The organism is Facklamia sp. P12937 (genome assembly GCF_050409505.1).
Classification (GTDB): Bacteria; Bacillota; Bacilli; order Lactobacillales; family Aerococcaceae; genus Facklamia.
This window is the reverse complement of record NZ_JBNUPI010000002.1, coordinates 41,399-63,299: the sequence shown is the minus strand read 5'-3', so window position 1 is coordinate 63,299 and position 21,901 is coordinate 41,399. Positions and strand designations below refer to the sequence as shown.

22 protein-coding genes and 1 CRISPR repeat array are annotated in these 21,901 nt (G+C 33.5%); of the genes, 21 read left to right on the top strand and 1 reads right to left on the bottom strand.

The annotated features are described in order from the left end of the window. Positions 1–297 precede the first annotated feature (297 nt). From cas9 to rplS, 19 genes are all read left to right on the top strand, one after another. The gene (gene cas9 / locus ACQV2R_RS01120) at positions 298–4,272 is read left to right on the top strand and encodes a type II CRISPR RNA-guided endonuclease Cas9 (RefSeq protein ID WP_428891702.1); all 3,975 of its coding nucleotides are present in this window, start codon (positions 298–300) and stop codon (positions 4,270–4,272) included. Next, positions 4,272–5,144, top strand: coding sequence for a type II CRISPR-associated endonuclease Cas1 (gene cas1 / locus ACQV2R_RS01115; RefSeq protein ID WP_428891701.1), 873 nt, complete (start codon positions 4,272–4,274; stop codon positions 5,142–5,144). The genes cas9 and cas1 overlap by 1 nt, the downstream gene beginning before the upstream one ends. Beyond that, complete coding sequence (gene cas2, locus ACQV2R_RS01110; protein WP_428873903.1) at positions 5,134–5,466, top strand: CRISPR-associated endonuclease Cas2; 333 nt, start codon at positions 5,134–5,136, stop codon at positions 5,464–5,466. The genes cas1 and cas2 overlap by 11 nt, the downstream gene beginning before the upstream one ends. A gap of 1 nt (position 5,467) precedes the next feature. Next, positions 5,468–6,127 carry a type II-A CRISPR-associated protein Csn2 gene (csn2, locus tag ACQV2R_RS01105; RefSeq protein ID WP_428891700.1) on the top strand — a complete coding sequence of 220 codons (660 nt, stop codon included), beginning with the start codon at positions 5,468–5,470 and terminating at the stop codon, positions 6,125–6,127. 73 nt (positions 6,128–6,200) lie between these two features. Further along, positions 6,201–8,349: a CRISPR direct-repeat array (repeat unit 36 nt; unit sequence GTTTTAGAGCTATGTTGTTTTGAATGGATATAAGAC). A gap of 642 nt (positions 8,350–8,991) precedes the next feature. Next, complete coding sequence (locus tag ACQV2R_RS01100) at positions 8,992–9,291, top strand: DUF2089 family protein (RefSeq protein WP_428873905.1); 300 nt, start codon at positions 8,992–8,994, stop codon at positions 9,289–9,291. Position 9,292: 1 nt separating this feature from the next. Then, on the top strand, positions 9,293–9,610 hold the full coding sequence (locus tag ACQV2R_RS01095; RefSeq protein ID WP_428875473.1) for a hypothetical protein: 318 nt from the start codon (positions 9,293–9,295) through the stop codon (positions 9,608–9,610). Between the two features lie 326 nt (positions 9,611–9,936). Continuing rightward, positions 9,937–10,290, top strand: coding sequence for a helix-turn-helix transcriptional regulator (locus ACQV2R_RS01090; protein WP_428891699.1), 354 nt, complete (start codon positions 9,937–9,939; stop codon positions 10,288–10,290). A 289-nt stretch (positions 10,291–10,579) separates the two neighbouring features. Continuing rightward, the gene (locus ACQV2R_RS01085) at positions 10,580–10,747 is read left to right on the top strand and encodes a hypothetical protein (protein ID WP_428891698.1); all 168 of its coding nucleotides are present in this window, start codon (positions 10,580–10,582) and stop codon (positions 10,745–10,747) included. A gap of 462 nt (positions 10,748–11,209) precedes the next feature. Then, positions 11,210–11,527, top strand: a complete 318-nt coding sequence (locus ACQV2R_RS01080) for a DUF6442 family protein (RefSeq protein ID WP_428875471.1) — start codon at positions 11,210–11,212, stop codon at positions 11,525–11,527. 656 nt (positions 11,528–12,183) lie between these two features. Further along, positions 12,184–12,501 carry a DUF6442 family protein gene (locus ACQV2R_RS01075; RefSeq protein ID WP_428891697.1) on the top strand — a complete coding sequence of 106 codons (318 nt, stop codon included), beginning with the start codon at positions 12,184–12,186 and terminating at the stop codon, positions 12,499–12,501. Between the two features lie 2 nt (positions 12,502–12,503). Then, the gene (locus ACQV2R_RS01070; protein ID WP_428873910.1) at positions 12,504–12,719 is read left to right on the top strand and encodes a helix-turn-helix transcriptional regulator; all 216 of its coding nucleotides are present in this window, start codon (positions 12,504–12,506) and stop codon (positions 12,717–12,719) included. A 270-nt stretch (positions 12,720–12,989) separates the two neighbouring features. Then, positions 12,990–13,448 carry an N-acetyltransferase family protein gene (locus tag ACQV2R_RS01065; protein ID WP_428875470.1) on the top strand — a complete coding sequence of 153 codons (459 nt, stop codon included), beginning with the start codon at positions 12,990–12,992 and terminating at the stop codon, positions 13,446–13,448. A gap of 191 nt (positions 13,449–13,639) precedes the next feature. Next, entirely contained in the window at positions 13,640–13,966 is a 327-nt protein-coding gene (ylxM, locus tag ACQV2R_RS01060) for a YlxM family DNA-binding protein (RefSeq protein ID WP_428873912.1), read from the top strand. A gap of 14 nt (positions 13,967–13,980) precedes the next feature. Further along, complete coding sequence (gene ffh, locus ACQV2R_RS01055) at positions 13,981–15,456, top strand: signal recognition particle protein (protein WP_428873913.1); 1,476 nt, start codon at positions 13,981–13,983, stop codon at positions 15,454–15,456. A 90-nt stretch (positions 15,457–15,546) separates the two neighbouring features. Beyond that, on the top strand, positions 15,547–15,819 hold the full coding sequence (gene rpsP, locus ACQV2R_RS01050; RefSeq protein WP_428873914.1) for a 30S ribosomal protein S16: 273 nt from the start codon (positions 15,547–15,549) through the stop codon (positions 15,817–15,819). A 38-nt stretch (positions 15,820–15,857) separates the two neighbouring features. Continuing rightward, the gene (locus tag ACQV2R_RS01045) at positions 15,858–16,124 is read left to right on the top strand and encodes a KH domain-containing protein (RefSeq protein ID WP_428873915.1); all 267 of its coding nucleotides are present in this window, start codon (positions 15,858–15,860) and stop codon (positions 16,122–16,124) included. Between the two features lie 169 nt (positions 16,125–16,293). Continuing rightward, positions 16,294–16,818, top strand: a complete 525-nt coding sequence (gene rimM, locus ACQV2R_RS01040) for a ribosome maturation factor RimM (RefSeq protein ID WP_428891696.1) — start codon at positions 16,294–16,296, stop codon at positions 16,816–16,818. Further along, positions 16,808–17,536: a tRNA (guanosine(37)-N1)-methyltransferase TrmD gene (gene trmD / locus ACQV2R_RS01035; RefSeq protein ID WP_428891695.1), complete on the top strand. Its 729-nt coding sequence runs from the start codon at positions 16,808–16,810 to the stop codon at positions 17,534–17,536. The genes rimM and trmD overlap by 11 nt, the downstream gene beginning before the upstream one ends. 126 nt (positions 17,537–17,662) lie before the next feature. Then, entirely contained in the window at positions 17,663–18,010 is a 348-nt protein-coding gene (rplS, locus tag ACQV2R_RS01030; RefSeq protein ID WP_428873918.1) for a 50S ribosomal protein L19, read from the top strand. A gap of 147 nt (positions 18,011–18,157) precedes the next feature. Here rplS and ACQV2R_RS01025 read toward each other — a convergent pair whose 3' ends face one another. Then, positions 18,158–20,050 (bottom strand): fructose-1,6-bisphosphatase, encoded by a 1,893-nt coding sequence (locus ACQV2R_RS01025; RefSeq protein ID WP_428875445.1) that lies wholly within the window; start codon positions 20,048–20,050, stop codon positions 18,158–18,160. Between the two features lie 148 nt (positions 20,051–20,198). Between ACQV2R_RS01025 and ACQV2R_RS01020 the strand changes: the two genes are divergently transcribed. Both ACQV2R_RS01020 and ACQV2R_RS01015 read left to right on the top strand, forming a co-directional pair. Beyond that, positions 20,199–20,645 (top strand): hypothetical protein, encoded by a 447-nt coding sequence (locus ACQV2R_RS01020; RefSeq protein WP_428873920.1) that lies wholly within the window; start codon positions 20,199–20,201, stop codon positions 20,643–20,645. 15 nt (positions 20,646–20,660) lie between these two features. Continuing rightward, the gene (locus ACQV2R_RS01015) at positions 20,661–21,674 is read left to right on the top strand and encodes a YitT family protein (protein WP_428873921.1); all 1,014 of its coding nucleotides are present in this window, start codon (positions 20,661–20,663) and stop codon (positions 21,672–21,674) included. Positions 21,675–21,901: the final 227 nt, after the last annotated feature.

The following is a 21,901-nucleotide window of genomic DNA, read 5'->3' as shown; positions in this document are numbered from 1 at the left end:
CAATTCACCTTCTAGCGTGGTTAATTTCATAATTTTAGCTAAAAAAAAAGCGCCGAGACAGCGCCATAAGTTGGGTTCGGTTAAACCTTATTTTAACTCGCATATGTTGTTTTGAATGGATACAACATCTATATAATAACATAAAAATCATTTGTGTCAACGCTCTATATTATTTTTTTATTATTGGAAAAATTGAATATTTTTAAAAAAATTATCTTCTTTCATATAATGCTATGTTATAATGTAACCGTTATCTTAAAAATGATACTAAAACTCAATGAAATGGAGCGAGATTAAGTGAAGAAACCTTATACGATTGGATTAGATATTGGGACGGGATCAGTAGGGTGGGCTGTGTTAACGGAAGACCTCCAACTTGTGAGAAAAAACATGAATATATTAGGCAACACTGATCGTAAGAAAATTAAGAAGAATTTCTGGGGAGTTCGCCTTTTTGATACGGGACAAACTGCGGAAGATACTCGAATGAAAAGAACGAGTCGTCGGCGATTACGTCGTCGGCGAAATCGAATTGTATATTTAAGAGATCTTTTTTTTGAAGCGATAAAAGAAGTGGATGAAAATTTCTTTGAACGTTTAGACAACAGCTTTTTTACAGACGAAGACAAACCTTACAACATATACCCTATATTTGGAAACATGGATGAGGAAAAACAATACCACCTAAACTTTGAAACGATATATCATTTACGTAAACACTTAGCTGATAGTAGCGAGAAAGCTGATTTAAGATTAGTTTATTTGGCACTCGCCCATATTATCAAATACCGTGGACATTTTTTAATTGAAGGCGACTTAGACTTAAAAAACACTTCCATTAAACAACAATGGCTTCAATTTATTAAAACGTTTAATCAAGCTTTCCCAGAAGATAAAATAATAGTAACTGATGAGGAATCAAGTCAAATTGAATTAATTTTTAAAGAAAAAATTGCTAGATCAGCTAAGAATCAACGAGTAAGAAATCTCTTAAAAATAAAAACGTCACACCCGTTAGAAAAATTTTTAAATCTGATTGTTGGAAATAAGGGAAACTTTCAAAAGGCTTTTGATTTAGAAGAAAAAGCAGAGTTGCAACTAACGAAAGAGACCTACAATGAGGATTTAGAAGAGTTGTTGGGAAAAATAGGTGATGAGCATTTAGAATTATTTACGACGGCTAAGGCAACTTACGATGCTATTGAATTAGCAGGCGTTTTGAAACCGAGTGGTGTAAAAACAAATGCGCTTCTTTCTGATAATATGATAAGTCAATACAATGAACATAAAGAAGATTTAAGAAAGCTTAAAGACCTTGTTGCAAATCATTCGAAGAGTTTATACTATAATCTTTTTAGGGATAAGACAAAAAAAGGTTATGCTGGATATATAGACGGCGAAGCTAGTCTCGAAGAGTTTTATAAATACCTTCGAGCTGAAATTAAAAACATTAAGGGCAGTGATTATTTTATTCATAAAATGGAGACAGAGGATTTATTAAGAAAGCAACGATCTTATCATAATGGAAGTATTCCTCATCAAGTCCATCAAGAAGAGTTAGTGGCTATCTTAAATCATCAAGAAAAGTATTATCCATTTTTAGCCAAAAACCGTAATAAAATATTACAGATATTCAAATTTAGAATTCCTTATTATGTCGGGCCACTTGCTAAAACAAATGAAGATCGTTTTTCATGGATGACAAGAAAGTCAAATGAAGCTGTTAGACCGTGGAATTTTGAGAGTGTGGTCAATTTAGAAGCATCTGCTACTTCTTTTATTGAAAAAATGACCAACTACGACCTTTATCTTCCAGAGGAAAAGGTACTACCTAAGCGAAGTTTGCTGTATCAAAAATTCGCCATTTTTAATGAACTAACAAAAGTTTCCTATAAAGATGAGCGACAACGGCTTCAATTTTTTTCTAAAAAAGAAAAAGAAGCCATTTTTAATCAATTATTTAAGAAAAATCATTCTGTCAGCGAGAAAAATTTTAAAAAATTTCTAATAAATGAGTTGGCTATAAAAGCCAGTGAAATCAATGGGATTGATGGAAGATTTAATGCAAGTTATTCAACCTATTTAGATTTTATGAAAATTGAAGGAATGCAAGCCTTACTTGATGATGACTCGCTTTCGCAAATGCTAGAAAAGATTATATTTATTCTGACTATTTTCGAAGATCGTAAGATGAAGAAAACACAATTGCAACAATTTAATCAATACTTAACACCAGAAATGATTAAGCATCTTTCTCGAAAAAATTACTCAGGTTGGGGAAGGTTGTCAGCAAAATTAATTGATGGTATTCGTGATAAGCAATCGCATAAGACAATTATGGACTATTTAAAGGATGATGATGGAGTAGATCGCCATCACAATCGAAATTTCATGCAATTAATTAACGATGAAACGCTTAGCTTTAAAGAGACTATTGAACGCGCTCAAAATATTGAACAAGATCAAGCGTTAGAGGATATGGTTTATGAGTTGCCAGGCTCGCCTGCTATAAAAAAATCAATTTTACAATCTCTAAAAATTGTAGAAGAAGTGGTAGGGATTATGGGATACGCTCCTCATTCAGTAGTAGTTGAAATGGCTCGTGAACATCAAACGACAGCTTTTGGTAAGAAGCAATCTAAGAAACGCGAAGATAAATTAACGACTGCTTTGAAGGACTTTGGTAGTAATTTATTAAAAGAGCAACCGATAGTTAATGAAACCTTACAAAATGATCGTCTCTATTTATATTATCTACAAAACGGGAAAGATATGTATACAGGAGAGCCTTTAGATATTCATCGTTTATCTTTTTATGATATTGATCATATTATTCCAAGAAGTTTTACTACAGATAACTCGATTGATAATAAAGTTCTTGTTAGTTCTGCAAAAAATAGGGGAAAATTGGACGATGTCCCTTCTAAAGCTATCGTCGATAAACAGCGAAGTTTCTGGGAACGTTTACAAAAGTCAGGACTTATGAGCGAACGGAAACTAGCGAACCTTACCAAAGCCGAAAGAGGAGGATTGAGCGAGAAAGAAAAAGAACGTTTCCTTAAGCGAAGCTTGGTAGAAACGCGCCAGATAACTAAATATGTTGCTAATATTTTAGATACGATTTTAAATGATTCTTCGGCTGAAAAAACTGTAGATATCGTCACCATAAAATCTACTTTAGCAAGTCGGTTTAGAAAAGATTTTAATCTTTATAAAGTTCGTGAAATTAACGATTATCATCATGCACATGATGCATATTTAAATGCAGTGGTGGCTAATAAAATTTTGAAAGTTAATCCAAGAGTGAAACGTGACTTGGTCTATGGTCAATTTTCTTATCAATCTAGTTCTATTAAAAACAAAGCTTCTTATCGAAAAATGAAATATGATCAGATGATTGATTTCTTTGTGGAAGACTTTGTGATTGACGAAAAGACAGGCGAGGTTCTTTGGGATAAAAATAAAGAAATGCAGACAATTAAAAAAGTGCTATCTTCAAAGCAGATGAATATCGTCAAAAAAGTAGAAGAACAATCTGGAGAATTATACAAACAAACGTTAAACCCTAAGGGGACTTCAGAGAAACTCATACCAATAAAAGAAGGATTGGATATAAATAAATATGGAGGGTATTTGAACCCTAAAACCGCCTTTACTTTAGCAATAAAAGATAAGAAGAAATGGCAATTCATCGGCGTAACAATGCAAGAAAAAGCTAAGTTTAAGCAATCTCCAAAAGAATTTTTAAGCGACAAGGGCTTTCGAGAAGACGCTGAATACCTTGTGTTAAAGAAATACACACTCTACGAAACAAAAGAGGGCGCAAGACGTTTGATTTCATCGCATCAAGAAGCTCAAAAAGGTAATCAGTTTGTTCTATCTGCTCATTTAGTGCCAATGGTCTATCATGCTCAACATTATGATGAAAGTAAATATCCTGAAAGTGTAGAATATGTAAATAATCACTTAGAAAAGTTTGATTTAATCTTCCAGGAGGTTATTAGATTTGCTGATCAATATATCCAAAAACCTAAAGTTACTAAACGGTTAGAAACAATCTATCAGAAGAAGAGTCAGGATATCAATGGCCTAGCCAAATCAATTGTTTCTTTATTTACTTTTGTTTCTTATGGAGCACCTGCTGCATTTAATTTTTTAGATGAAAACATGGTACGGTCTAGATATACATTAGGAGATCTAAACGAATCTGTTTTAATTTTCTATTCTATAACTGGTCTTTATGAAACGAGAATAAAGTTGGAGGAATTGTAATGGCGTGGCGGACAGTGGTGGTTAACTCACATTCCAAGTTGAGCTATAAAAATCACCATTTATACTATCGTAGTGCAAGAGCAACCGAATTAATTCATTTGTCAGAAATCGATCTACTTATTTTAGAAACAACTGATATTACACTAACGACGATGCTGTTAAAACATTTAGCTGATCATAATGTACTGGTTATTTTTTGCGATGAAAAACGTCTACCTAAAAGTATGCTCCAACCTTATTATGGGCGCCATGATAGTTCCTTACAATTGAAAAAACAGATGAGGTGGGCTGTCTCTTTTAAAAATGAACTATGGAGAAATATTATTAGACAAAAAATTTTAAATCAGGCTAGTTTTTTGCAGGAGCTAGGCGCTAATACTAAAGCTGAAACATTAAGACACTTTAGTAAGGGCATTCTATCTTTTGATGAAAGTAATCGAGAAGCGCATGCTTCTCGGTTATATTTCACCACACTTTTTGGAGCAGATTTTGTACGGACAGATCCCAGTACTATTAATGCCGCCTTGGATTATGGGTATACCCTTATTTTAAGCATGTTTGCTAGAGAAATTGTAAAAAATGGTTGTTTAACTCAATTAGGAATCAAACATGATAATCAATTTAATGAATTTAATTTAGCAAGTGACTTAATGGAACCCTTTCGAATAATAATTGATACTATCGTTTATAAGTATCAAGGCGAAGAGTTCAAAGTGATTAAATTAAAGCTCTTTAAAATATTTAGTCGAACATTCGCTTATAGGGAACAAGAGATGTTTTTAACAAATATTATTGCTGATTATACAAAACGATCGATTAAATTTTTGAATGAGGAGGATAATAGGCAGCCGGAGTTTAGAGATGTCTTATAGATTTATGCGTTTATTATTAATGTTTGATTTGCCCGTTGCTAGTTTGGAGCAAAAAAGAGACTATCGTAAATTTAGAAAATTTTTAATTGATGAAGGTTTTATTATGCATCAGTACTCAATTTATAGTAAGATTTTACTTAATTCAACGGCTAAAGCGGCGCAAATTAATCGTTTAAAAAAACATATTCCAGAAGAAGGATTAGTCACACTTTTAACAGTGACTGAAAAACAATTTTCAAGGATGATATATTTGGTAGGAGAATCAGACGTATCCATTGCGAATCGAACAGATCGTATTGTGATTTTAGGGGAGGGAGATTAGAGTGAAGATTAATTTTAAAATGCTCGATCAACCGCTTTTAATTGAATGTCCTACACTATTGGTAATTGAGGAGGTCAAACTTTTTTCAAACATTATTGAACAAATATACTCTTACACTGAAGAGGCAGAGTTAAAATTTTATGACCATAAAAACAATAACTTAAAAGCCAATGAAATGGTTATAATCACAGATATACTAGGGTATCAAATTAATTCAACCACTTTCTTAAATATAATCTATCAAGATATAATAGATCAATTAAATGAGACGCCTGAAAAAAAGAATCAATTAGAGCAAACTCTGCACCAATTACTAGTACAAGTAGACGATGCATTAATAGATTCAGAGCTAGACTTAATAGCTAATGAAGTGGATATAAAAGCAGTTTTGAAGTTATTTAATGTGACAATTGCTACTGATTATCACTCGATAAATGAACGCTTTTATGATATAGTTCAAGTAGTTAATTATTTGAAAAAAAAGAAGTTATTAATCATTATCAATTCACTTTCTTATTTAACACGAGATCAAGTCCATGATTTATTTGAATACATTACTAGTTATGGGTTACGTACACTTTTTATAGAACCACGAAAGTTATATGGATACCCTCAATATGTAATAGATTCAGAATATTATGTTTATAAATTTGAAGAATAAAAAATTACCCATTCAAAACTGAAGTTTTCGCAAAAACAAATAGCTTCATAATAAGGTCTCCAAGCATTGCGAGGTTTTAGAGCTATGTTGTTTTGAATGGATATAAGACTATATTTTAAGAAATCAGCATAACGAAGTTCGTTTTAGAGCTATGTTGTTTTGAATGGATATAAGACGGATTGGTAAGACGGCTATTGTGAAACGCGGTTTTAGAGCTATGTTGTTTTGAATGGATATAAGACTCATAGAGTTATTACTTACTATCAAATTGAGTTTTAGAGCTATGTTGTTTTGAATGGATATAAGACACGAGGCGTCACGATATATTAATTTACCTAGTTTTAGAGCTATGTTGTTTTGAATGGATATAAGACATATCCAATACGGTCAAAATGATTACGGGTGTTTTAGAGCTATGTTGTTTTGAATGGATATAAGACAGGTTGGATTGCTGGGTTGTGAGTGTTGGTGTTTTAGAGCTATGTTGTTTTGAATGGATATAAGACTGTAAACGAATCTGATGTTTATATCCAATAGTTTTAGAGCTATGTTGTTTTGAATGGATATAAGACTAACTTATTTTTTTGTAAATATTTAATGCAAGTTTTAGAGCTATGTTGTTTTGAATGGATATAAGACTTTTCTAACAATTTCCATGTCTTTAGAGTAGTTTTAGAGCTATGTTGTTTTGAATGGATATAAGACTTATTATGTTATGATTTTGAACGGTGAACAGTTTTAGAGCTATGTTGTTTTGAATGGATATAAGACTTAGTCCTAAAGAAGAAACCCCTTCAGTATGTTTTAGAGCTATGTTGTTTTGAATGGATATAAGACTGATTCTGATAAAGTGCTCATCAATCCTAAGTTTTAGAGCTATGTTGTTTTGAATGGATATAAGACTAAAGTTAAATGGATATAAATAATCAAAAGGTTTTAGAGCTATGTTGTTTTGAATGGATATAAGACATTTGATGATGTTGGTGTGGGAAACCATGGGTTTTAGAGCTATGTTGTTTTGAATGGATATAAGACTGTATTATAATCGGCTTCGTCATCATACCAGTTTTAGAGCTATGTTGTTTTGAATGGATATAAGACCGTTCTTCACGTTATCAAGTGAAGTTGAAAGTTTTAGAGCTATGTTGTTTTGAATGGATATAAGACTAGAAGCGTTTATATATGAATCAGCTAGCTGTTTTAGAGCTATGTTGTTTTGAATGGATATAAGACCCGTAAAGTGTGACTATTCTAGCGCGGGGTGTTTTAGAGCTATGTTGTTTTGAATGGATATAAGACTTTTTACGGTAAAGCACAGGTTGAAACCCAGTTTTAGAGCTATGTTGTTTTGAATGGATATAAGACGTAGGCGCTTTGTTTATGAAGCAAGGAACGGTTTTAGAGCTATGTTGTTTTGAATGGATATAAGACTAAGTTAGCGTGCATTTGAGCAGTAGCCCGGTTTTAGAGCTATGTTGTTTTGAATGGATATAAGACAAGATCCGACTAAGATTAGCGATTTGTTGGGTTTTAGAGCTATGTTGTTTTGAATGGATATAAGACACTTAGACTTATAAGGGTTTACTCCTAGCAGTTTTAGAGCTATGTTGTTTTGAATGGATATAAGACATGTTTCAGAGTTCCTATAAGTGCAATTATGTTTTAGAGCTATGTTGTTTTGAATGGATATAAGACAACTTCATAATCTTTAACTATTGTTCCTGTGTTTTAGAGCTATGTTGTTTTGAATGGATATAAGACTATCGCCTTCATACAATATAAAGTAGTCTGGTTTTAGAGCTATGTTGTTTTGAATGGATATAAGACGTTTAAAAAACGAATTGACAAGCGATGTTAGTTTTAGAGCTATGTTGTTTTGAATGGATATAAGACTAGCTTCTTGTTTAGTAATTCCTTCTTTACGTTTTAGAGCTATGTTGTTTTGAATGGATATAAGACAAATAACTAAAAATTCTATTGTTGATAGTAGTTTTAGAGCTATGTTGTTTTGAATGGATATAAGACCATTCAAGTTTTTTCTCTCCACCACCTTAGTTTTAGAGCTATGTTGTTTTGAATGGATATAAGACCTGAATTCTTTGAATTCAAAACGAAACGTTGTTTTAGAGCTATGTTGTTTTGAATGGATATAAGACAGGGTTTAAAGATTATACATTTAAACCAAATTTTTAGAGCTATGTTGTTTTGAATGGATATATGTCAATCTCTAATTAGTTAATTCTAAGTTAGGAATTTCAATTATCTTGTAAGGGGATAAGCTCTATTAAGGTTGTCTTCTTAACAATGGATAACGATCAATTATCTCATGCGATAAAATTTTATAACATAAGGGATAAATATGAATAAGACTATTAAAAGTGCTTTAAAGAAACTATTCTTTTTTGTTTTTGTTTTATATTTTTAGTGCCATGGTCAATGGTCTATCAATATATTTATTTGATACTACACTCGCAGAATATTTTGCTGAATTTTTTTCTCTAATCAGTTAGCAAAGAGCTATGAGTTAGTATGACTAGCTTTCTTAAATCAAATATAAAAAAAGGAGTAAGTTATGAAGTGTTATAACTTACTCTTTTTTAGCAATAATGAAGTTGTTTTTAAGAGAGGCCGATATAATAATTATCTCAGGCTAATAGTTAAACTTTATACTAAAATTAAAGCTAGCTTTTAGTTTAATTCCTAAATAGTAGTCTCACTAGAATCAATTGTTGAGTTAAGCTTCATTTTATCACTAAAAACAGTTTTTATATAAACCTAATTTAAATAATGTAAAAGTATAGGATAAAGATTGACTTTAATAATGTTAAATGATAACTTTAATTTAATTAAAGAAGGAGGATGAAATGAAAATTAATATTATTCCTGAATGGATGGCAAATCTTGAAGAAGAAGATTTATCTTTTATCAAAAGATTTATATTAGCATCTGGCTCTTTAAAAGAAATCGCTAAACAATATGAGGTTACATATCCGACAGTAAGACTAAGGTTAGATAGGCTTATCCAAAAAATTCAAATGAGCGATGATATTGCAAATGAACCTTATATCTCTTTAATTAAACGATTGGCTGTTAATGATAAGCTTGATTTTGAAACAGCTAAAATTTTGGTTTCAGAGTATAAAAAGATGAAAGGAGTTGAATGATATGAGAGCTGCTTTGATTATGTTTATTGTATATGGGGCATTAATTATTATCTTACAAATATTATTATCTAAACTTAAAAATAAATGGTTTGGCTTGATACTGCCCTCTTTAAGTTTTGTCTATTCTATGTCTTTATCACTTATTTTAACCATCACCCCCCTGGAACAATCCGATAACATGAAAAGTTTAATGGATTTTGTATCGACACTCTTAGTAAACAATATACCTACCTTTATTCTATTAGCTATATATTTTGTTATGAGAAAGCAATTAAAAATTTCTTCCCAAATTGAAAAAATGAAAATTAGAGATTTATAATAGAATTATGTTAGAAGTTATAAAAATAAAACTTTTAATTTAAATTTAAATAATCTTTTGCTTTTAGTCAGAAAATTATGAAAAATATTAAGAACTATAAAAGAGAACCATTCGAGTCTCTTTTAAATATGGAAATTCATTTTATTTGCTAAAAATAAATAGGACAGTTGAAAGTCTTAACAATTCATTTGAATGATATAAATTCAAAGCAATCCCTGATATAATCGCCATGCAAAGAATATTTGCCAAAATATGATCACTTGCAATTTCAAATTGCTAGGCCAAAACTCTGATAAAGCCTATCTTAAATTTAGGAGGTGAAGACGATGCTCAATCAGATCTTAAAGGAAAAGAGAAAAGAACTTAAACTTACTCAGCAGCAGGTTGCTGATTCGTTGAATGTCACACGACAAACATTGTCTAGTTGGGAAGTAGGAAAAAGCTTTCCTGATATTCCAACCTTGATTAAGATTAGTAATTTTTATCAAATATCTATAGATTATATGTTAAGAGGGGATGTTGATCTGATGAAAAAAGTTGAAAAAGATGCAAATGAATTGGAAAAATACCAAAAAATAACAGAGATTTTAAAAATGATCGTTTATGGGTTACTGATTGTTACTTTTTTCTATGGTGCCGGCTATGCAATTGGAAAAGGGTGGGGGCATTTTATGCCCTAAATCGTTTATTTCAATGAAGCAAGTTTATTTAAAGGTAATTAGTTAATCCTTAGTCATTCTATTTATAATCCTTAAAACAACTTTTTTCTAAATCTACTTTTAGACTTAGGAAGTAGTTGTTTTTTTGTTTTATTTGCCAAGAAAAAGTAAATTAAACAACTTAAGCTGTCAAACTAGCTGATTTATAAACTCTTTTAAAGATGACAGTCAATCTTGAAAGACGGTAGTGTATCTGATTGGTACATATTATAGAGAGTGCAAAGTTGGCAGACTAAACAAGGAGAATTTTATGAAGAACACAAAAAGAAAACTGTTAGTGATCAGCTTATTGACGTTATTTGGAATCATCTTATTTCTACAAGCCCCAGAACAATTAGTTGAAAAAATATTATTACCTGCCTTAATAGGAATAATCTATTTCCCTCGACTTGCGAACTGTCTAGTCCATATTAACTGAAAAATGATGAGTCTTTTCATACTCATCTTACCTCTTAACGCTATCCTTGTTGTAATGCCTTTGTCTTCAGCCTTTGCTTATTTAGGCGAAATTTTGGCTTATCGTTTGTATAAAGAACTAATGATTAAAAGTAGTCACCTTGATCAAATTCAATACCCATTTTAATTTCTGAGTGATCTTCGATCTAATTCTTAAAATCAACTGAACAACTGAATCAATTGACCGTTAAGGATAGAGCTAGTTCTAACTCTGTTCTTTTTTATTTTTGTTTGAAAGCCCAGCTAATGCTATAGGGTTATGGTTAAAATACTAGGCGATATGGATAGAATTTTGCAATCTACCACATAAAAGACAATAATGTGAAAACACAAAAGCAATTAAACTTTACAAGGTGATAACAATACTTTACATATCTCTTTTGGAATGTTATTATTTAGATAATAGTTAAAGGAGGAGCAAACTATGGAAAAAGAGGCTATTTTAAAAAAAGCACAGCGAGCGCAAAAAGACGAAAGAGAAGACGTAATCATCACAAAATCCTTTCGTGCCGGATGGTTGGGAGTAACAATTGTTATGTTAGCACTGCTTTTGCTGAGAATGTATTTTCAGCAATCAATTGAAGATATTACTATAATTTTGACGGCCCATGTATCAGCTTCTTCATTTTATCAATATAGTAAAATGCCAGATAAAAAGTCCTATTTAATTTTTGGGATAATAAATTTACTGTTTATAATATTGCAATTTTACTATTTATTAAGTAAGTTTGGAGTTTTTTAAATACAAAAAAGAACTATTAGTTTTGCAAAATCGCTTAAAAGTTGCCAGAGCTGAGAAAAAATTTGACTCAGGAAGAATTAGCCAAATTAGTAGGGCTTCTTAACAAACTACGAGTGCCATTGAAAAGGGACAATTCAACCCTTCAGCTAAATTAGCGCTCATTACTTGCATCGCTTCAGATAAAAAGTTTGAAGAATAAGTTATTTTGATTCAATTAAATATTGCTTTTCTTTAGGAGTAATGAAGGAAGCAGTTGAATCGATTGATTTTTTATGGATAGACTTTATTAACACTCTAATCTTTTTATTATTAATTTCATATGTGTCTCTAGAAAATAAAGAGAAAACAAAATGTAAATGAATTAAATTAAAATTTTACACTCACTAATGGTTCTAATGAACAACTGCTAAAAGAATAATTTGAACCGATCGTTCTTTATTGGATTGATAAAAGGTTTTTGGATGAAAAATCGGTGCATTTCTGAACGAGTACTTGCAAACAATTATATAGCTATAGCAAGTCTTAAGAGTGTAAAGCAGCCTAGTTTAATGCGCTTCAAAAATTAAAAGGCAAAGACAACCCAACTTTACATTGTGACTATAAACCTTATTTATTTAAATGTTAGTTTTTAATAATAGTTAAAGGAGGAGCAAACTATGGAAAAAGAGGATGTTTTAAAAAAAGCACAGCGAACACAAAAAGACGAAAGGGACGAAGCCATTAATACGAAAGCTTTTCAAATTGGGTGGGTAGGAGTATCGGTTGTAATGTTACTTCTTATTGTTTTGAGGGTTTTCTTTAATGAATCAGCCATAGACATTATGATAATCTTAATGGCTCAAGTAGCTGCGGCTTCATTTTATCAGTATTCTAAAATGCCAGATAAAAAGCTCTATTTGCTAAGTGGGATCATAGCTATATTAGCTATTATATTAGGCTTTGCCTCATTATTAAGTAGTTACGGAGTTTTTTAAATATGGGAAAAAAAGAAGAATTAGTTTTACTAAATCGCTTAAAAGTTGCTAGAGCAGAGAAAAGTTTGACTCAGGAAGAATTAGCCAAATTAGTGGGGGCTTCTCGACAAACTATTAGTGCTATCGAAAAAGGACAATTTAACCCATCCGCAAGATTAGCGCTTATTATTTGCATTGCTTTAGATAAAAAATTTGAAGAGTTATTTTACTTTGGCTAATTTAAGTAGGCGTTGATCTTCGGTGTACTTCTTAAAACAGACTGAATAGTTGAATAAATGGATTTTTAAAGAATGGAGTTCGTTTTTTGCTCTATTCTTTTTATTTTATCTTTTTTTTACTGTTTAACAAAGACTATTCTGTTAAGCTTAAGCTATCAGATGAAGTCTTGATTGAATCTAGTTTATGGACAACAGTCTTAAGGACAGATAGTTTTTAATAAAATAGAGAGATGATTCAGCATAGTATATTTATAGATTAAGGGGAGAAAAATGGAAATCAAAGAACTTTCAAAAGAAAACGTAGAAGAGTTTATCATTTATTTGAACAAAGCATTGGCAATAGAACCGGATAGGATGACAACGGATGATATAGATGAAGAAGCGATAATTAAAGTGGTTTCCAATCAACCCAACGAACTAAGTCGTTCTTTATTAGCTTATGAGGACCATCAGATTGTGGGTAGGTTGGAGTTTCATTCTTATCTTTGCATTCAAGATTCTTATAGGATGGCCTATGTCAATTGGGTCTATACACTGCCAGACTATCGACACAGGGGAGTGGCTCAGTCATTATTTAAAGCATTTGAGAATATTTGCTTACAAGAAGAAATAAATCAGTACTTTTTAATCCAGGCAGAGAATCAAGCGGCGAGCCGTTTTTATAAGGCCTTTGAACATGGAACATCTAGTAAAGAAATAATTTTAAGAAAGACATTATCTAAGTTTTAGAAAGCCAAAGCAACTTATAGAAGACATCTTTTTCTTTAATCCCAGCTTTTCACTTATCGATTTGTGAGACGGCTGAAATCATGCTAAAATAGGAGGAGTAAATTTATTTAAAAGTCGCGATTGAATGTTAAGTATTTTTTTAAAGACTGTTACTTATTCTAGCTAGTTATTAATCAATAGGGGAGCTTAAGATGTCACTTGAAAAAACAATCTATCTCAATCAATTACTTTCCTACTATGGTTCTCTCCTAACGGATCGTCAATTATCCATGATGCAATCTTATTACGAAGAAGATTTATCATTATCGGAGATCGCAGACTATTATGAGATTAGTCGCCAGGCTGTACATGATATTCTAAAACGTTCAGAAAAATTATTAGAAAGCTATGAGGAAAAGTTACGTATTTTAGCCAAAAGCAATGACCGACTGAAACATTTAAAAGAAATTCGCTCAATGGTGGCAGATCAAGATGACATATTAGAAAAAATTGACTATTTAATTCAATTAGAAAGCTAAAAAGGAGCAATATTATGGCATTTGAAGCATTATCCGAACGATTACAGAATTCCATTTCATTTGTCGGTAAAGGGGAAAAAATTACCGAAGCCGACCTTAAACAAATGATGCGTGAGATCCGACTTGCTTTACTGGAAGCGGACGTTAACTTCAAGGTAGTGAAGACTTTTGTAAAGAAAGTAAATGAGAGAGCCCTCGGATCAGAAGTCCTAGACTCACTGTCACCGGCTCAACAAGTGGTTAAAATTGTTAACGAAGAATTAACCGAATTAATGGGGGGCGAGCATACCCCGATTAATATCTCTAAACAACCACCAACCGTAATTATGATGGCTGGTTTGCAAGGGGCTGGTAAAACAACTACGGTGGGTAAATTGGCGAAACATTTAAAAGAGCAAGGTTTAAAGAAACCCTTGCTAGTTGCTGGAGACGTTTATCGTCCAGCAGCCATTGACCAACTCCAAACGATTGGTCGACAACTTGGTTTTGATGTTTTCAGTCAAGGAACGCAAGCAAATCCGGTCGAGATTGCTAGAGAAGCTCTTCAACAGGCGCGTTTAAATGGTAACGAAGTGGTCTTAATCGATACGGCGGGTCGTCTTCACGTAAATGAAGAATTAATGGAAGAGCTGCGTCAGATTAAAGCAGCTGTTCAGCCCGATGAAATCCTCTTAACCGTCGATGCTATGACCGGTCAAGATGCTGTAAACGTAGCAGCGGCCTTTAACGACTCGCTAGATATTACCGGTGTTGTTATTACCAAATTAGATGGTGATACACGAGGAGGAGCCGCGCTTTCTATTCGTGCCATTATCGACAAACCGATAAAATATACCGGGCAAGGTGAGCAATTAAGTGCACTTGAGCCTTTCCATCCGGATCGTATGGCAGGACGAATTCTCGGTATGGGAGATATGATGACCCTTATTGAGAAGGCTCAACAAGATTTTGATGAAGAACAAGCAGCTAAGATGGCTGATAAAATTAAAGATGCTTCCTTTGATTTTAATGATTTTATTGATCAAATGGATCAAGTTCGTAAAATGGGGCCTATTAAAGACCTACTTAAGATGATCCCTGGTATGAATAAAATTCCTGGTCTGGAAGATTTTAATATCGATGATAAAGAGATGAATCGAGTCAAAGCAGTGGTTCAATCCATGACTCCTTATGAAAGAACCAATCCAGATGTCATTTCCCAAAGTCGTCGACGCAGGATTGCGGCTGGCTGTGGTCAATCCTTACAACAAGTTAATCAATTAATTAAGCAATTCAACCAATCGCGTGAAATGATGAGTCAAATGTCCAATGGTAAAATGGGGGGCATGAACAAAATGATGAATCAATTGCAACAAGGAGGACAAAAGGGTGGAATGCCAAATATGGGCATACCTTCTTTGGGTAAAATACAATCGCCAGAGCAGATTCAAAAAGAGCAAGAACAAAAGAAAATTGCCCGTCTGTTGAAGAAAAAACGCAAGCGTAAATAAATTTTTAGTCTGTAAAGGAAAAACCCTTTACAGATTGTTTTTTTTCTGTTATTATTCATAACTGTGATAGAACTTATGGAGGTGAAATACATGGCAGTCAAAATTCGTTTAAAGCGTTCAGGAGCTAAGAAGCGTCCTTTCTACCGTATCGTGGTAGCAGATGCACGTTCTCCACGTGACGGTCGTATTATCGAAAAAATCGGTACTTACAATCCTGTTTCAGAACCAAGAGAATTAGTAATTGATGAAGAGAAGGCTTTAGAATGGTTAGCAAATGGGGCACAACCCTCAGATACCGTTCGTAACCTTTTATCCAGTCAAGGAATTATGCAAAAATTCCACGAATCTAAATTAAGCAAATAGCCTAATCAATAGCGTCAAAAGATAAGGATGTGCTCTCAATGACAGAAAAAATTGAACGTTTAATTCAAACTATTGTGGAACCTTTAATAGACCACCCAGAGGAGTTTCAAATTGAACTTCATGATACTGAAGAATTTATGGAGTATCATTTAATCTTACATCCTGATGATGTAGGACGAATTATTGGTAGAAAAGGCCGTGTCATTCGAGCAATTCGAACAATTGTTTACAGTGTTCGTCTACGTGATCAAAAACGCTCACGTATCGTCATTGCTGATGACCTCAATGATAATGAAGAAGAGTAAAATAATAGGGTAACTTATTATTTATTCCATCTTAAGGCACTAAACTGAGTCTAACTTAAGTTAGTGTCTTTTTGTATGTGCCCTGAGTAAACTCGTACTCAAAACTTTAGACAAAGAACACAACTTTTTATACCCTTAACTTACAAATGAATTTACAGGAGGAACACATATGGAATATTATCAAGTTGCAAGGATTGTCAATACCTTTGGTATTAAAGGGCAATTAAAATTATTGATGGACACCGACTTCATAGAGGAACGTTTTGCTAAAGAGAATCATTTATTTGTAATGAAAGACGGAAAAAGTATCCAGCAAGTGACTGTTGAATCCTTCCAAGAACATAAGGGTTCTTATCTTGTAAAATTCAAAGAGTTTAGTAATATTAATCAAGTTGAAAGCTTTAAAGGGCTAACTTTAGCTATTCCTGCTGATGACCAGCAAGAACTAGAAGAAGGGGCTTATTATCACCACCAAATTATTGGTTTAAGTGTATATACAAATCAAGGTGAAAAATTAGGAAAGATTAAAGAAATCATGGCCTTAGGTTCTAATGATGTTTGGGTGGTTAAAGCTGAAAAAGCAAAGCAAAAAGATATCTTACTTCCTTTTATTGATGACGTTGTTAAAGAAGTGGATTTAGCTCAAGGAAAAGTAACGGTGGAGTTAATGGAGGGACTTGTTGATGAAGGTTAAAGTATTAACACTTTTTCCGCAAATGTTTGCCCCTATGCAGGAGTCATTAATGAAGGCTGCTCAAGATAAGGGGATTCTTGAGTTTTCCACCCTTGATTTTCGCCAATTTGCCGTTAATAAGCACGGTCATGTTGATGATTATCCCTATGGTGGTGGAGCAGGTATGTTGTTGCGTCCTGAACCGATAGTGGAGTGTTTAGAAAGTCTCGACTTAGATTCAAAGACACCGATTATCTTGGTGGATCCTACTGGCGAACCCTTTACGCAAACTATGGCGCAAGAGTGGTCGACAAAAGATGAGTTGGTTTTTATTTGCGGCCATTATGAAGGCTTTGATGAACGGATCCGTTCTTATGTCTCTCAAGAAGTTTCCTTAGGTGATTATGTTTTAACCAACGGGGAGTTACCGACTATGGTGATGATTGATGCGACAGTAAGGTTAATACCGGAAGTTGTCGGGAATGCTGAATCCATTGTTAGTGAGTCTTTTCAAGATCATTTGTTAGAATACCCTCAATATACAAGACCGCAAAATTTTCGCGGAATGGAAGTGCCAGAGGTTTTATTGAGTGGTCATCATGAGCGAATTGACCAATGGCGTCAAAAAGAAAGTTTGAGAAAAACAGTTGAAAGAAGACCCGATATGTTAAAAAAACGTAGCTTAAGTAAGCAAGAAGCGCAGTGGCTAGAAGAATTTAAAAATTTGGCTCAAAATTAAGCAATTGAGCCTTTACAAGTGTTTTATTTCTTGTATAATTGTTTAAGTGGTCTATTGACCCGAATTAACGATATTCCGCTAAATAGAAAGACTATTTAAGAATATTTGTTGGAAGGAGAAATGAAAATGAGTAATTTAATCGATAAAATTACCCAAACTCAATTACGTGATGATGTTCCTGATTTCCGTCCTGGAGATAATGTTCGTGTTCATGCCCTGATCGTTGAAGGTGAACGTGAGCGTATTCAAATCTTTGAAGGCTTAGTAATTAAGCGTCGTGGTGTTGGAATCAGTGAAACATATACTGTTCGTAAAATTTCTAATGGAGTAGGTGTTGAACGTACATTCCCTGTACATTCACCACGTGTCGCTAAATTAGAAGTAACACGTAAAGGTAGAGTACGTCGTGCTAAGTTATACTACATCCGTTCATTGTCTGGAAAAGCAGCACGTATCAGAGAACGTGGACGTTAGAAAAGACTCAGAAAGCCTATTCTGTAGGCTTTCTTTTTTTGTTAGGAAATTTTTTTCATTTAAAATAAACATGAGGAGACTCCCAAAAGTTAGCGTTTAAAACGTTCTTTTGAGGGTCTCCTCTCTACATTTAAATGAGAAACTATTTTATTGTTCAAAGATATCCGAGCGATATGTAGGTAAGTTCTTCTTTAATTCATTAGCTTGCCGAGTCAAGCTTAATCCAATATCAGTATCGGCAACATAATAACGTTTTGGTTTTTCAGTCACTACATATTTCTTTGGTAGGATATCAAAGCGTGAGGCAATAGCATCTTCTCTGCTTGTAAATGGCTGGTGAGCACAGATGTAAATTTCAAATGAATTATCTACTAAGGTATAGCCGGCAATGCCGGTTACTTTTTGATAAGGTTTTGCCAAGCCACCATCGATGACTAACATTTTTCCATTGGCTTTAACCGGTTTTTCACCTGCAACGGCTTTAACAGGTGTGTGTCCGTTAATAATATAGCCGGTCGGTTCTAAATCAAACTCTGCCAGCATTTTTAGGCAAAAATCTTCATCATTCCTTAACTCATAATATGGATTTTGAATTTCTTTATGGGTTGTTTTATCTTCAAGGAAGTAACGTTCAAATGTTTTCATGGCATGTTTACCAAAGAGTGTAGAAACAGGACCACACCATAAATACCATACTAAATCGGTATCAAAATCATCCATAGAGTTCTTATCTAGAAAAGTTCGTGTAATCGATTCGCCAAACTTTTCCATCAAACTGCGTCCACTATATTCTTTACCATCTAGGGTGACTTTCATAAATTCACCGTCTTGATGAGTGGGGATACAGCCGTGGAAAAGTAAGTTGCCATTGTAGCACTTATACATGGTTCCCTTTGAGACTAAAAAGTTAATATGACGTTGTAACTTTTCAGAATTTTGGAATTGATGCAATAAGTCCAAGAGTACTAATTCCTCGCCTAAAGTCAGTTCAAAGGGTTCTGCAGAATCGACCCTTTGGAAGCAACCGTTCTTAATTGGGTATTCAACGCCCTCAACCACGACACTTTGACGGTCAGCGGATAATTTATCCAGTAAGAGTCTTTCTTCCATATTGAATTCAGGACGCCGTTGGATAATTTGACTTTCCACTTTGAATTGCATAATCGAAATAGCTTGATGCATGAGTGTGATTTCATCAATTTCCTCTTGGCTTAATTCGGAATTATCTCCGCGAGGGTGAAAGGCTGGATTGTCTTGGTAATAGCGATGGCCATATTTGGCTAAGCGACTTAAGTCAATTCCATAATCTTTCAAGAGTTGACTATGACCATAGCGCAGCTGGATACGGATAACATTGGTCAAACAAGCTAATGATCCTGAATAGGCACCAATCCAGATAATATCATGGTTACCTAATTGAATATCAAGCGAAGGAATTTCCATTAGGCGGTCTACGATTTTATCCGGATTTGGTCCTCGATCGTAGATGTCTCCTAATACATGGAGGTGGTCAACCACAAAACGTTGAATTAACTGAGCTAAAGCCATGGCAAAGTGGTCAGCAAGATTGAGGTCAATAACGGTGTTAAAAATAGTGTGGTAGTAGCGTGACTTATTATCTTTTTCGTCATATTGATAAATAAGTTCTTCTAGAATATAGGCATAGGATTTTGGTAGAGCTTTTCTTACCTTGGAACGGGTATACTTACTAGAAACATGGCGCGTAATTTGAACTAATTGATCTAGGAGTGTCATCCATTCATCTTTTGTTTTTTTGGCATTTAATATCAAGTCTTCTGGGTAATAAATATTGAAACACAATTCTAACCTTTCATCTTTAGTTAGAGTATCATGAAAAAGGTCATCGACCTTAATTGAAATAACACCTGAGCAGTTCCGTAGCAAATGATCAAAGGCTTCGAATTCACCATGTAAATCGGAAATAAAATGTTCGGTTGCTTTAGGTAACTGCTTAATAGCCTCAAGATTTATAATTTCGATTAAATCTTCAACAGTTTGAGCTTTTTCTAATCTATCCATTTCCTACCTCTTTTCAAATAATATAAATTTTTTATGATTCTATCTATAAGCTATGCAATTTAATTGTGAAAGTCAATCCTTTGTTTCAAAGTCAAACTTTGATATACTTAAATTCGATTACACTTATTGTGAGGAAAGAGGGAAATTAATGTCAGAATTTAAAGAAAGATTTGATGCTTTACTAAAAGAAAAGAAATTACCTGCTAATTACCAAGAAATTCAAGACGGAAACCACCTATATCGTTTTCAATTTAAGGTGAGTAAAGAGCGTAGACTTGTTGTAGAAGTGATTATTCAAAATGCTAAAGGCGCTCATTTAGATGCTCAGATTATTTACCGTCATGTTCATTTATTAAAAGATTATAATCAGCGCCCTGAAGCATTAGAAGCAATCAATGAATTAAACGAAGCTAAAACAGGTTATTATAACCTTTATTTGGCAGGAGATGGTGAAATTTACCTGCGTAACCTACTAAGAGCCACTCAAGACCCTACTTTAATTTATGAAGTATTGGTAATGGGTTCTAGTATTGCGCGTGCATTACTTGTTGAATTGGAAAAGAAATTAGGCGAATCTGCTAATCCAATGATTTAATGGAGGAAAAATAAATTGATCATTGAATATATACAACAAAGACCTTGGCTAAACTTTTTATTTGAACTGACGGTGGCCTTAACAGCTGCCTTATGTATAGGTATTGGCTTAAAACTCTTTTTAATGCCTGGAAATATTTTCTCATCAGGTACTTCTGGTTTAGCACAAATTTTAAACTACTTTGCAGTGAATATCCCAGTTATAGGTCCTTATATGACAGTAGGGAATATCTATTTTCTATTTAATATTCCGATTATTATTCTTTCATGGGTGAAATTAGGAAAGCAGTTTACTATTTGGACCTTAATTGTTGTTTTTGTATCTTCCTTAGCAACTAATATGATTCCTTTAACAGTCATTTCTTCTAATCCGTTGCTTAATGCGATTATAGGTGGAGTGATTTGTGGCATTGGTTCTGGGATAACTATTAAATATGGTATGTCATGTGGTGGCTTAGATATTATTACTTTGGTAATTTCTCGTGCTACTGATATGAATGTGGCATTCATTGGTTTTGCCATCAACTCATTAATTATTTTAGCTTCTGGCTTATTATATGATTGGGAATTTGCCCTTTATACCTTGATCTCCATTTATGCCTTAGCTAAAACAATTGATGCCATTCATACCAATGAGCAACGCCTTACAGCTTTAGTAGTGACTAATAATACGGATGAAGTAGTCAACGCTATTTATAAGTCAATTGTTCGAGGAGTAACTATTCTTGAAGGACAAGGTGGCTACTCGCGTGATAAACGAGATGTCTTAATGGTTGTTTTAAACCGCTATGAAATGTTCCCCTTAGAGCAAGCCATTCGACAAACAGACCCTAAAGCTTTTATTAACTTTATTCGTTCGAATAAAGTGGTAGGTCATTTCTTTAGTAGAGACCAACAAAAGGCTATGAGGAAACAAGTTCAAGTCGACAGACCATTAGAAGAGGAATCCGAAGACTTTAGCTTTTTCAACCTGCCGATGGAATTTGACCAATTATATGATGGAATCGAGCATGAGGATGACGATTTCTAAACAAAGTAAAAGAGCAAGGGATATAGTGACCCCAAGAAGTTGGACCATGAAATCCAACTTTCGGGAGTCAGTACATTCTTCCTTTGCTCTTTTTTAGTTTCTGATTACTTTTGCTAAAAGGATGGTTTACTTTATTCCTATTAACGCCTAGGAGCGAGATACGTGCAATTTAAGCATTTGGATCACCTTAACCTTTCTTTTTAGTTTGAGTTAATGACAATCCCAAC

Bases quoted from the DNA above. Each gene is read 5' to 3' on its own strand.
- ACQV2R_RS01020 (WP_428873920.1), top strand. From the start codon at position 20,199: ATGTCAGAATTTAAAGAAAGATTTGATGCTTTACTAAAAGAAAAGAAA.
- ACQV2R_RS01025 (WP_428875445.1), bottom strand. From the start codon at position 20,050: ATGGATAGATTAGAAAAAGCTCAAACTGTTGAAGATTTAATCGAAATT.
- ACQV2R_RS01090 (WP_428891699.1), top strand. From the start codon at position 9,937: ATGCTCAATCAGATCTTAAAGGAAAAGAGAAAAGAACTTAAACTTACT.
- ffh (WP_428873913.1), top strand. From the start codon at position 13,981: ATGGCATTTGAAGCATTATCCGAACGATTACAGAATTCCATTTCATTT.
- ylxM (WP_428873912.1), top strand. From the start codon at position 13,640: ATGTCACTTGAAAAAACAATCTATCTCAATCAATTACTTTCCTACTAT.
- ACQV2R_RS01070 (WP_428873910.1), top strand. From the start codon at position 12,504: ATGGGAAAAAAAGAAGAATTAGTTTTACTAAATCGCTTAAAAGTTGCT.
- ACQV2R_RS01100 (WP_428873905.1), top strand. From the start codon at position 8,992: ATGAAAATTAATATTATTCCTGAATGGATGGCAAATCTTGAAGAAGAA.
- trmD (WP_428891695.1), top strand. From the start codon at position 16,808: ATGAAGGTTAAAGTATTAACACTTTTTCCGCAAATGTTTGCCCCTATG.
- ACQV2R_RS01080 (WP_428875471.1), top strand. From the start codon at position 11,210: ATGGAAAAAGAGGCTATTTTAAAAAAAGCACAGCGAGCGCAAAAAGAC.
- rplS (WP_428873918.1), top strand. From the start codon at position 17,663: ATGAGTAATTTAATCGATAAAATTACCCAAACTCAATTACGTGATGAT.
- cas2 (WP_428873903.1), top strand. From the start codon at position 5,134: ATGTCTTATAGATTTATGCGTTTATTATTAATGTTTGATTTGCCCGTT.
- rimM (WP_428891696.1), top strand. From the start codon at position 16,294: ATGGAATATTATCAAGTTGCAAGGATTGTCAATACCTTTGGTATTAAA.
- ACQV2R_RS01065 (WP_428875470.1), top strand. From the start codon at position 12,990: ATGGAAATCAAAGAACTTTCAAAAGAAAACGTAGAAGAGTTTATCATT.
- rpsP (WP_428873914.1), top strand. From the start codon at position 15,547: ATGGCAGTCAAAATTCGTTTAAAGCGTTCAGGAGCTAAGAAGCGTCCT.
- ACQV2R_RS01085 (WP_428891698.1), top strand. From the start codon at position 10,580: ATGAAGAACACAAAAAGAAAACTGTTAGTGATCAGCTTATTGACGTTA.
- cas1 (WP_428891701.1), top strand. From the start codon at position 4,272: ATGGCGTGGCGGACAGTGGTGGTTAACTCACATTCCAAGTTGAGCTAT.
- ACQV2R_RS01095 (WP_428875473.1), top strand. From the start codon at position 9,293: ATGAGAGCTGCTTTGATTATGTTTATTGTATATGGGGCATTAATTATT.
- ACQV2R_RS01075 (WP_428891697.1), top strand. From the start codon at position 12,184: ATGGAAAAAGAGGATGTTTTAAAAAAAGCACAGCGAACACAAAAAGAC.
- ACQV2R_RS01045 (WP_428873915.1), top strand. From the start codon at position 15,858: ATGACAGAAAAAATTGAACGTTTAATTCAAACTATTGTGGAACCTTTA.